The following is a 10,103-nucleotide window of genomic DNA, read 5'->3' on the forward strand; positions in this document are numbered from 1 at the left end:
CCGCTCACCACTCGATGCCTTGCTGTCCGCGGATCCCGGCGTCGTAGGGGTGCTTGACCTTCCGCACCTCGGAGACGAGATCGGCGAACTCGACGAGCTCCTTGGGGGCATCGCGACCGGTGAGAATCACGTGCTGGAAGCCGGGCCGCTCGCGCAGGGTCGCGATCACCTCCTGGAGGTCGATCCAGCCCCAGTTGATCGGGTAGGTGATCTCGTCGAGGACGATGAAGTCGTAGCGGTGAGCGGCGATGCGGCGCCGCACCTCCGCCCAGCCTTCGCGCGCCAGGTCGGCCGAGTGTTCGAGGTCGCGCGAGGTCCACGACCAGCCGTCGCCCATCTTCTCCCAGTCGATCCCGCCGAGCGCGGCGGCCGCCTGCGCCTCCCCGACCTTCCACTTGCCGGACTTGACGAACTGAAAGACGCCGCAGCGGTACCCGCGTGCCCAGGCGCGCAGCATGGTGCCGAAGGCGGAGCTCGACTTGCCCTTACCGTCGCCGGTGAGGACGATCACGAGCGGCCGGTCGCGGCGCTTGGAGCCCGGCGGGGCGGGCTTGATGGCAGGCGCCCGGCGGGCGGCGTCGGCGTGCCCCTCGGCGTCGGTCATCGGTAGTCGTAGATCTTGAACGAGCCGGGGCGACGGCGCTTCGCGACACGGGCGGGCGCCTTTGCGAGACGGGCAAGCGCCGCCGGCCGCGGCTAGAGCTGGTGGAGCGGTGCGCGCAGCAGGCGCGCAAGCTCGCGCGTGCGGCCAAGGCGCAGCGGGCCGCTGTCGGTGTCGAGCACGTGCACCGCGTCGGCACTGCGAGTGAGCGCGCGCGCGGCCTCCACGAGCGCTCGATCGAAGGTCGCGACGCGGCCGTCGGTGGCGAGCACGCAGACGGTCGGTCGACCCGGCTCGCGGCGGCGTTCGCAGGTGAGGATCTCGGCCGCCGCCCGCAGGCCCGCCGCGAGCGGTGTGCGGCCGCCGGCCGGGAGCTCGCGGACCGCGCGCGCGGCGCGCTCGAGCGGTGCCCCCGGTCGCGCCAGCACCACCGCGCCGCGACCGCGGAAGGCGACGACGGCGACACGGTCGCGCGCCCGGTAGGCGTCGCGCAGCAGCTCTTCGAGCGCGCCTTTGAGGCGTGCCAGACGCTTGCGAGCCCCCATCGAGCCGCTGGCGTCGACCACCAAACAGACCAGCGCTCCGCTGCGGCCTGCCCGCACGGCGCACCGTGGCGCAGCGTCGGGCCGGGCGCGGCGGTGGAGGAGGGTCGGGGCGACCGCGAGGTCGAGCGCCTGTGGCGTCGCCGCGGGAGCGGCGGCGAGCGCGGCGGCTGCGGCCGGCAGGGGGGTCGAGTCGACGACGGCGCCACCGCTGCGCAGGCGCGCGCGACGGCCACCGCCGCTGGCGATCGTTGCCGACTGCTCGCCCGGCTGGTCGCCTCGGCGAGTCGGCGCGCCGAACTGCGCGTTGACGATCGCGGCCCCTAAAAGCGCCCGCGGTGGGCGCGCAGAAGCGGGCGGCGGACGATGGTCGGAGGGTGCCGCAGCCCGCGGATCGAAGCCTGCCGCAGGGCCACGCGAGGGGTTTGCGGGCAGCTCGTTAACCGACGCTCTGTGATCGCCAGAAACCGTGTGCTGATGAGCATTATCGGCCGAACCATAACCCTCACCTTGAACGTTAGATTCGGCCTTTTGGCCACTGCGGGGGGTGGTTCCGCCGGCGTCGTTTGTGTTCTCGCGACTGGCTTCGCTCGCGGTCTCGCGCGCGGCCTCCCCGAGAGCGTGCGAAAGCCGCTCCGCGAGGTCCCCCGCTGAGGCGTCGTCGGCGCTGTCGGCGAGCGGGTCGCGACGCAGCCGGTGGGGTAGCGCAAGGGCCAGCGCGCGCTCGACGTCGGCGCTCGTGACGCGCGTGCGCCCGGCGAGCGCGGCGAGCGCCCGTGCGGTACGGGCGGCGACGATGTCGCCGCGCGCGCCGTCGACAGCGAGCTCCGCGCACACGCGCACGATCGTTTGCAGCTCGCGAGCGCCGAGCTCGACCTGCGGGTAGAGGTCGCGGGCGCGGGCGATGCGTTCGCGCAGTTCTCTCTCCCCGGCTTCGAAACGCGCGGCGAAGGCTTGCGGGTCGGCGTCGTAGGCGAGACGACGGCGCACGATCTCGGCGCGCACATCTGGGTCGCGCGGCGTCGCGACGGTCACCGCGAGCCCGAAGCGGTCGAGCAGCTGCGGCCGCAGTTCGCCCTCCTCGAGGTTCATCGTGCCGACCAGCAGGAAGCGAGCGTCGTGTGCCACCGAAACGGCCTCCCGTTCGACCCGCGCGACGCCGGAGGCGGCGGCATCGAGCAGCGCGTCTACGAGATGGTCGGGCAGCAGGTTGACCTCGTCGACGTACAGGATCCCGTTGTGGGCTTGCGCCAAAAGGCCGGGCTCGAACACCACTTCGCCGCCTTCGAGAGCGCGCCGCAGGTCGATCGCGCCGAGCAGGCGGTCGAGCGAGGTGCCGAGCGGCACTTCGCAGAGCGGCGCTGGCCGCGGTTCGACGGGCGCGTCGGGCGGGATGGGGCCGTCGGGACCGCGCTCACCGGGCCGGAAGGCGAAGCGCTGGCCGCGTGCCGCCGGCACGGGCGGCAGCAGCGGTGCGAGTGCTCGTACGGCCGTTGACTTCGCGGTGCCGCGCTCGCCACGCACCAGCACGCCCCCGACGTCGGGCGCGACGGCGCCCACCAGCAGCGCTTCTACGAGGTCGCGCTGGCCGACGATCGCCGAGAGCGGGAAGGTCGCCGCGGTGCGGCGCGGTGTCGCGCCTCCCGCGACGTCGCCGCGCTCGCTTACGTCGCTGCCTCCTCTCCGGCGCGTCTCGCTCACGTCGCTGCCTCCTCCGCGGCGCGCCCCGCTCGCTCGCTCGCTCACGTTCCTGCCTCCTCGAGCTCGCCTTCTAGCGCGAGCGCGCGTTCGCGGATGCGCTCGAGGAGTTCCGGGTCGGGCTCCTGCCACAGGCCGCGCGCGGCGGCCTCCAGTAGCCGCTCCGCGATCGCGCGCGCGGCGTGCGGGTTGGAGCGCTCCATGAAGCGCGCGATGTCCGGGTCGAGCAGGTAGCGCTCGGCGATCCGCTCGTACATCCAGTCGTCGCCGACGCGGGCGGTGGCGTCGTAGCCGAAGAGGTAGTCGACGGTCGCCGCCAGCTCCGCGGCGCCGCGGTGGCCGTGGCGCACCATCGCGGCGATCCAGCGCGGGTTGGCGACGCGCGCGCGGAAGATGCGCCGTGTCTCCTCGGCGAGCGTGCGCGCCTTGGCGGTGCGCGGGTCGGCGGCGTCGCCCACATAGGCCGCCGGGTCACGGCCGGTCAGCGCCCGCACCATCGCCACCATCCCGCCGTGGTACTGGAAGTAGTCGGCGGAGTCGAGGATGTCGTGCTCGCGCGTGTCGAGGTTCTTGACGGCCGCTTCGATGCGCGCGTAGCAATCGCGCATCGCCTCGCGCGCCTCAGCGCCGTAGCGGCCGCGGCCGTAGGCGTAGCCACCCCAGGCGGCGTAGACCTCGGCGAGGTCGGCGTCGTCGCGCCAGTCGCGGGCGTCGATCAGCTGTTCCAGCCCGGCGCCGTAGGCGCCCGGTTTCGACCCGAAGATGCGGGTGGTGGCGCGCAGCCAGGCGGCGTCGTGGCCGAGCTCGGCGGCGAGGCGGCGGGCGTCGGCGCGGGCGTGGGCGGCAACGTAGTTGTCTTCGTCGGGCTCGTCGAGCCCAGCGACCGCGGCGATCGCTTGGTCGAGCAGCTCGACAAGCGGGCCGAAGGCGTCGCGGAAGAAACCGGATATGCGCAGGGTGACGTCGATCCGCGGCCGTCCGAGCTCTGCGAGCGGCACGATCTCGAAGCCGCTGACCCGCCGCGAGGCGCGCGCCCAGCGCGGGCGCACGCCGATCAGCCACATCGCTTCGGCGATGTCGTCGCCTTGGGTGCGCATCGCTGAGGTTCCCCAGGCGACGAGACCGACCATCCGCGGCCACTCGCCGTGGTCGCGGCGGTGGCGCTCGAGGAGCGCTTCGGCGAGCCGTTTTCCGACATCGAAGGCGAGCTCGGAGGGGATCGCGCGGGGGTCGATGCCGTAGAAGTTGCGGCCGGTGGGGAGCACGTCGAGGCGGCCGCGGCTGGGGCTGCCCGACGGTCCGGACGGTACGTGCCGGCCGCGCAGCGCGGCGAGCAGGTTGTCGAGCTCGTCGCTCGTTGCGCGCAGGCGCGGCACGACTTCGCGGCAGATGAAGGCGAGGAGGTCGTGGAGGTCGCGCAGCGCGCGGGGCTCGTTGGGCGTGCCGCCGCAGTCGCCCGCGCTGTCGCCATGAAGCGCGCTCGCCGCTTGCGGGCGCTCGCCGCCGCCGCCGGCGGCTTCGCCGAGCGCCGAGCGCACGGCGCTGGCGACCTGGTCGGGTCGCCATTCGCGCGCGTCGAGCGCGGCGAGCAGGGCGTGCTGGGCTTCTTCGAGGCGGTCGATGAGGTCGCCGGCGGCGGCGGCGGGGCCGGGGAAGCGGGCGAGTAGCGCGGCCGGCGCCTCGCCTGCGGCGAGGCGCCGGCCGGGACGCTCCACGAGTGCCTGTTCGTCGAGCCCGTAGACAGCGGCGACCGCGGCCCGTAGCCCCGGCAAACCGGCTTGCGGCACTTGCGTGAGGGCGGCGACGAGTTTGCGGAGCGCCTCACCGGTGGGCGCTTCGCCGAGCACGTGGAAGCCCTCATGGATTTGGATGTCTTTGACTTCGCAGAGGTAACCGTCGATGTGTTCGACGAGCGCGGCGACGTCGTCGGGCCGCTCTTCAACGCCGATCTCTTGCTGCAGGTTGGCCTGTTCGACGGCCTCCCAGATGCGCGCGGCGAGCGCCGGCAGTTTGTCGGGGTCGAGCACCTCGAGGCGCGCGTATTCGTCGAGCAGGTTCTCGAGTTCGGCGAGCTCGTCGTAGGTGCCGGCGCGCCCGAGTGGGGGCACGAGGTGGTCGATGATCACGGCGTGGGCGCGCCGTTTGGCCTGGATGCCTTCGCCCGGGTCGTTGACGATGAACGGGTAGACGAAGGGCAGGTCGCCGATCGCAGCGTCGGGCGCGCAGGCGGGCGAGAGGGCGAGCGTTTTGCCGGGCAGCCACTCGAGGGTGCCGTGTTTGCCTAGTTGCACGCAGGCGTCGGCGCGCCAGTGGTGGTCGAGGAAGCGGTAGCAGGCGAGGTAGTGGTGGGAGGGGGGCAGCGAGGCGTCGTGGTAGATGGCGACGGGGTCGTCGCCCCAGCCGCGCGGCGGCTGCACCATCAGGAGCACGTTGCCGAGCTCAAGCGCGGGCACGACGAAGGCACCGTCGCGCACGTAGCGCTCGCCCGGCGGCGGACCCCAGCGCTCTTCGACAGCGTGCCGCAGCTCGGCGGGGAGGGTGCGGTACCAGGCGAGGTAGTCGCCGACAGGGAAGCGCAGGCCGCCGTCGCCGACGGCCTCGCCGAGGTCTTCGTCGGGGGCGCCGGCGGCGCGCAGGGCGGCCATCAGCTCGTCGCCGTCGTCGAAGGGCTGCTCGACGCGCATGCCGTCGGCGGCGAGGGCGTCGAGGAGGCGTAGTGCGCTGCGCGCGGTGTCGAGGCCGACGGCCATGCCGAGGCGGGCGCGACGGGAGGGGAAGGAGGTGAGCACGATCGCGACGCGGCGCTCGCTCGCCGGCTTGTGCCGCAGGCGGGCGTGGCGCACAGCGAGCCGTGCGACCCGCTGGCAGCGCTCAGGGTCGGGTACGTAGCGGGCGAGCGGCGCGCCGACCGGCGAGTCGCCCGGCTCGCGCTCTTTGAAGGAGATGACCCCGCCGATGATGCGCCCGTCGAATTCGGGGATCGCCACTTGGGTTGCGGCATCGAGCGGGCCGAGCCCGGTTTCCGAGGTGCGCCAGCGATCGCGCGGCCAGGTCGAGCAGACGGCTTGGATGACGGGCACCCCGAGTTCGCGCAGCGGCCGTTCGTCCCAGTCGAGCCAGGCGTCGCTGGCCGGCGCGTCCGCTGGCGCGTCGGCCGGCGGCCGGTCACCGGGGGGTTGGTCGCCCGCCGGCGCGCGCTGCGCGCTACCGGCGCTCGCGACCGGCGGTGAGCTCGCTGCGGCGTCGCGCTGGCCAGAGCCGCCGGTTGCGAGCATGGTGGCCACGAGCGCGTCGACGCGCGGCTGGCCCTCCTCGTCGCGCAGCAGGTCGAGCGCGGCGACACGCCCGTTAGGGCCCGGGCGGAGGGTGTAACTCCATACACCGATGGCGTTGGCGCCCGCCTTGCGGATAGCGCTAGCGAGCTCTTCGACGAAGGCGGTGTTGCCGGCGAGGAGGTGCGAGCGGTAGAAGCAGATGGCGATGGTGGGGCGCGCGGGGTCGAGGTTTGCGAAGGCGTCGCCCGCGCTTGCGACAACGCCGATGTCGGGCAGCCAGAGTCCGGTGTCGGGTAGTGCGCGTGGCGGTTCGAAGCCGTAGCCGGTGAGCAGGAAGGTGTCGGCGAGGAAGCGCAGGAGCTGTTCGAGGTTGTGGGGGTCGGGGTGGCGGAGGTATTCCCCGCAGGTGGCGACGGCGCCGGCGGGGGCGAGCGAGAGGGCGGTCATTTCGGCGTCGGGTTGCGCCTCGCCGCCGAGCGCGACGAGCACGATTCCCTGCTGCCGGCAGCGCTCGCGCAAGAGGTCGAAGCCGGGCTGCCAGCCACGCCGCCCGCCGAGCACGCGGCAGATCACGACGCGCGCGCCGCGCGCGATCTCCGCCACGAGCTCTTCGGCCGAGGCGGTTTCGCCCTGCCCGGTCGGACCGGGGTTGAAGCAGCGCACGGCGGGGAAGTCGGGCTCGGCGCCCCGCAGTTGCTCGACCGCCCGCGCACAGGCGAGGATCTCAGTGTCGGCGGTGGTGACGAGGTGGATCATGGGTGGGTCATGGCTGTGGCGAACGGACGCTGCGGCGCGGCTTCAAGGACCGCCGGCCCCGGCTGCCTCGCCGTCGAATGGTGCCAACTGGCGGCGCTTGGCGCGGTGCTCTCACGCGCGACACAGTCGCCACCGGGAGAGGGCGGGTGGCGCTAGAGAACGATGACGCGGCGCGCCGAAGAGACGCAGCGGAACGCGCGGCACAACGTGCAGGTCATTGTGTTCGGGCTCGAGTCGCGTCGCCCGCCGTCGCTATTCGAGGCGATTCGTGTGTGCGAGGTGTTCCGCCGCCGCCTCCTCGGGGTCGCGGCAAGGTTTTTCGGTAGTGATCGGATCCCGCCGAAGTTCAGTGGGAAAGCGGCGGGTGGAGGCCCCCTGAGCGACGATCACCAGCACCTGCACGTGTTCGCCCTGGCGCTCAAAGGGCATGGAGCGCCGTCGGCCGAGCGGTTCGTGGATCGGGTTGGAGTGGTTTGCCGGGCGGGTTTGAGTCCCCCCGAGGTGGAGCTCGTGTGTGCTGTGACGCTGCCGGCGCTTGCGGGCGCGCCAATCTTCCTTACTCGCACGAGCCCCGAGTTCCTCGAGCGCCCGGCCACCCGTTTTTGGTCGCATACGCCGTTCCTGCCGGTCCGTCATCCAAAGCTCCGGCGGGGGGTGGTCCGCGACGCTTTCGCCGAGCAGGTGGCGCTCGAGCTCGGCCGGAGAGGCTTCCCTGCGCCAGTGGCGATAAGCAACCACCCCGGTCCCTGGTCTCAGTTCCGCACCGCGCGCCGCGAGAAGCCAGGAAGCTTTACGCACCTCGGCGCGCACGGCTTCGAAGTCGTGTTTGACGAACCCGTGCGCGGGCCTATCTTGCTCGGCAGGAATTGCCATTTTGGGATGGGGTTGTTTTTGCCCGCCAGGCTCTCTGCGCAGGCGCCCGTCACAGCTCGACACAGGCGCGCTACTAAACCAAGAACCTGGGCAGCCGATATACGTCCACGTCAATGGAGTGAGGGATGAATGATCATGCCGGGCAAGCGCTGCCGGATCTCGTACCGGCTCGGATGCTGAACGAGTTCATCTACTGCCCGCGCCTCTTCTATCTGGAGTGGGTTGACGGTCTCTTCGAGCACAACGCGGACACCGCGGAGGGTGCGCTAGTACACGAACGCAGTGACTCAGGGGGAGGGCGAGCCCCGGGGCCTGATATGGCCAACATGGAGGGGTGGGAGGGCGTTGCCCGCTCGGTGACCCTCGACGCTCCGTCGCTCGGATTGGTTGCGACGATTGACGTGCTCGAAGGGGCTGGCGGCGAGGTTTACCCAGTCGACCACAAAAAGGGGAGACCGCAACCCGATGGCACCCCTTGGGATCCCGACCGATACCAGCTAGCGGCCCAAGTACTTGTGTTACGTGAAAACGGCTATCGCGCACAGGGCGGTTTCGTGAGCTATCGGGCGACGCGAAGTCGTGTCTGGGTGGAAGTCACCCCCGATTTAGAAGAGGCCGTCAGGAAACGACTCGCCGAGTTGCGTTTAGTCGCTGCTTCAGCAAAGCCACCGCCGCCTTTAGTCGATAGTAACAAGTGTCCGCGCTGCTCCCTCGTGGGAATTTGCCTACCCGATGAAACCACTCTTCTGGCATCGGGTGATGCGGCGGAGTTACGGCCCCGGCGGCTGATCGCCGCGCGCCCGAATGCGCAACCCCTGTATGTACAGGATCAGGATTGCACAGTGGGGCTAAAGGGCGGACGTGTTGAGGTGCGCCGCGGCGATGACGTCGTCGCATCGGTGAGACGGATCGATCTACTCGAGGTCGCCCTGTTTGGGGCAGCCCGCATCACAAGCCCGGCGCTCCGCGACCTCGCTGCCGATGGAATCCCGATTACCCATTTCACCTATGGTGGATGGTTCAAGGCGATGACGGTCGGGATAGAGACGAACAACATTGGGTTACGTATAGCGCAATTCCGTGCCGCTGACGACCTCGACCGCAGTCTCGAGTTCGCCCGGCGCTTCGTGAATGCGAAAATTCGTAACGCTCGCGTGCTGCTTCGGCGGAACGGCGGCAGCGACTGTCGAGCTGCGGTTAGAGACCTCGCTCGGCTCGCGCGGGCCGCGGACGCAGCCCCCGATTTCGAGGTTCTGCTCGGGATCGAAGGGGCAGCGGCTCGCACCTACTTTGGGGCGCTCGCTACTGTGCTTAGAGGGCGTTCGAGACGCCTGCGGGGTCTTGACTTTAGCCAGCGTACGCGACGCCCTCCTCGTGACCGGGCGAACGCGACTCTGTCGTTTCTCTATGCGTTGCTGACAAAAGAGGCGACCTTAGCGGCGCGGCGAGTGGGCTTCGATCCTTTGCTCGGGTTCTATCATCGCCCGCGCTTCGGCCGGCCGGCGCTGGCTTTGGACTTGATGGAGGAGTTTAGGCCGCTGATCGCTGACTCGGTGCTTATCACGCTGATAAACGGTGATCGTATGCGCCCAGGATATTTCGAGGAGCGGGCGGATGCGGTGGTGCTGAGCCCAGTTGGCCGGCGCACGGTCATCTCTGCGTTTGAGAAACGTATGGCGACGGAGGTCCGGCATCCAACCTTTGGTTACAAGGTGACGTATCGCCGCGCTCTCGAATTGCAGGCGCGAATCCTGGCGGCGGCGCTTCTCGGCGAAATCCCGGCTTATCGTCCCTTTACGACGCGCTGATGCGCAATAGGTACCTGCTCTGCTACGACGTTTGCGACGACGCACGACTACGTCGGGCAGCACGTATAGCCGAGGCCTACGGTGACCGGGTCCAGTATTCGGTGTTCTTGTGCGACCTGACGCGGATGGAGCGGGTCGCTCTCGAGGCGGAGCTTCGAAGGGCGCTACATGCTCATGAGGACCGCGTTTTCCTAGTGAATCTCGGCCCGGCGCGCGACTCGAGTGCTAGGCGGATCAGATGGATTGTAGGCGGGCCGCCCGGCCCTGATTCCAAGGAACCCTTGATTTTCTGATGGGGCTAGCCGGTCGGCTTGCGCCATGGAGCCCGATCACGCGCCCCCTTGGCCGGCTCCAGCAGTTGCGGGCCCCGCTTGTTAGCGGTAGGATCTGGAAATGCGAGCGGCCAGGTTCTCTCAGAAAACCCGGTTCCTGCTCGCAGCAACATTTTCCCTGCACATTGACAATTTTCGCGCTTCTGCCCTTCAGGAGGGAGGCGAAGCATCGGCCCGAGCCCCGGGCGCGCTCGCAAGAGCCTCTCCGATACCGCGCC

The 10,103-nt window shown here is 70.5% G+C and carries 6 protein-coding genes; 3 read left to right on the top strand and 3 right to left on the bottom strand.

Annotated elements, in window-relative coordinates:
- Positions 1-4: 4 nt before the first annotated feature.
- From cobO to cobN, 3 genes are all read right to left on the bottom strand, one after another.
- Entirely contained in the window at positions 5-604 is a 600-nt protein-coding gene (gene cobO, locus BLW41_RS06125) for a cob(I)yrinic acid a,c-diamide adenosyltransferase (protein WP_093117161.1), read from the bottom strand.
- Between the two features lie 92 nt (positions 605-696).
- Positions 697-2,844 (bottom strand): VWA domain-containing protein, encoded by a 2,148-nt coding sequence (locus BLW41_RS06130; RefSeq protein ID WP_177169368.1) that lies wholly within the window; start codon positions 2,842-2,844, stop codon positions 697-699.
- A 41-nt stretch (positions 2,845-2,885) separates the two neighbouring features.
- Positions 2,886-6,872, bottom strand: coding sequence for a cobaltochelatase subunit CobN (gene cobN, locus BLW41_RS06135; protein ID WP_093117164.1), 3,987 nt, complete (start codon positions 6,870-6,872; stop codon positions 2,886-2,888).
- Between the two features lie 162 nt (positions 6,873-7,034).
- Here cobN and csb2 point away from each other — a divergent pair, with 162 nt between their 5' ends.
- The 3 genes from csb2 to cas2 are packed head-to-tail and all read left to right on the top strand — an operon-like array spanning position 7,035 to position 9,846.
- Positions 7,035-7,874, top strand: coding sequence for a type I-G CRISPR-associated protein Csb2 (gene csb2, locus BLW41_RS11520; RefSeq protein WP_093117166.1), 840 nt, complete (start codon positions 7,035-7,037; stop codon positions 7,872-7,874).
- Entirely contained in the window at positions 7,871-9,553 is a 1,683-nt protein-coding gene (locus BLW41_RS06145; protein WP_093117168.1) for a CRISPR-associated endonuclease Cas4/Cas1, read from the top strand. The genes csb2 and BLW41_RS06145 overlap by 4 nt, the downstream gene beginning before the upstream one ends.
- A complete protein-coding gene (gene cas2, locus BLW41_RS11445; protein WP_143038624.1) occupies positions 9,553-9,846 on the top strand; it encodes a CRISPR-associated endonuclease Cas2 in 294 nt (97 codons plus the stop codon). The genes BLW41_RS06145 and cas2 overlap by 1 nt, the downstream gene beginning before the upstream one ends.
- Positions 9,847-10,103 lie beyond the last annotated feature (257 nt).

The sequence above is a fragment of the Thermoleophilum album genome (genome assembly GCF_900108055.1).
In the GTDB taxonomy this organism is placed as follows: Bacteria; Actinomycetota; Thermoleophilia; order Solirubrobacterales; family Thermoleophilaceae; genus Thermoleophilum; species Thermoleophilum album.

Bases quoted from the DNA above. Each gene is read 5' to 3' on its own strand.
- cobO (WP_093117161.1), bottom strand. From the start codon at position 604: ATGACCGACGCCGAGGGGCACGCCGACGCCGCCCGCCGGGCGCCTGCC.
- cobN (WP_093117164.1), bottom strand. From the start codon at position 6,872: ATGATCCACCTCGTCACCACCGCCGACACTGAGATCCTCGCCTGTGCG.
- csb2 (WP_093117166.1), top strand. From the start codon at position 7,035: ATGACGCGGCGCGCCGAAGAGACGCAGCGGAACGCGCGGCACAACGTG.
- BLW41_RS06145 (WP_093117168.1), top strand. From the start codon at position 7,871: ATGAATGATCATGCCGGGCAAGCGCTGCCGGATCTCGTACCGGCTCGG.
- cas2 (WP_143038624.1), top strand. From the start codon at position 9,553: ATGCGCAATAGGTACCTGCTCTGCTACGACGTTTGCGACGACGCACGA.